Below are 576 nucleotides of genomic sequence, written 5' to 3' on the forward strand. Positions count from 1 at the left end.
GGGCTTATGGAAGTTTGCAGCATGATACCGGTTTTTATATGGATGGGGTGTTATGGTATGGCCTTTTTAAGGGTGATGTTTTGACCCTTGCACGGGGCAAGGTTGTGGCGTTAAAGGGTAAACAATTTAGCGGTTCTTTAACGAGTGGTAGAACGTTTGCAACAGGGTATAAAGGTGTTGTTTTTGATCCGCAGATTCAGGTTGTTTATCAGCATCTTCAGTTTAATCAGGCGCGTGATATTGATAATCTTGATGTTGATTTAGGAAAATTTCATCAATGGGTGGGGCGTGTTGGTGGGCGTTTAAGCAAGACGCTTAATGCTTCTGAAGAGGGACGTGAAGTTTCTTTTTATAGTAAGCTTTCTTATTTGCATAGTTTTGAAGATAAGCAATTCGTTTCTTTTAAAAACGATTTTCAGTTAGGTTCCTTTGGTTCTTCTTTGGAAGCAGGGGGTGGGTTTAATGCCCGTCTCTCATCAAAACTTTCTCTTCGTGGAGATGTCACTTATCAGCATAGATTTAAGAAAATTGGTTTTTCTGGAACGAGTTTCTCTGCTGGATTGCGCCACCTTTTTT

General features: G+C 40.5%; 1 protein-coding gene. It reads left to right on the top strand.

Annotation, left to right across the window (positions count from 1 at the left end; genetic code table 11):
- The coding region (locus ACFING_RS10120; RefSeq protein WP_375630850.1) for an autotransporter outer membrane beta-barrel domain-containing protein at positions 1-576 on the top strand (576 nt) is incomplete at both ends.

This window comes from Bartonella sp. AP150HLJHH (assembly GCF_042196385.1).
Classification (GTDB): domain Bacteria; phylum Pseudomonadota; class Alphaproteobacteria; order Rhizobiales; family Rhizobiaceae; genus Bartonella.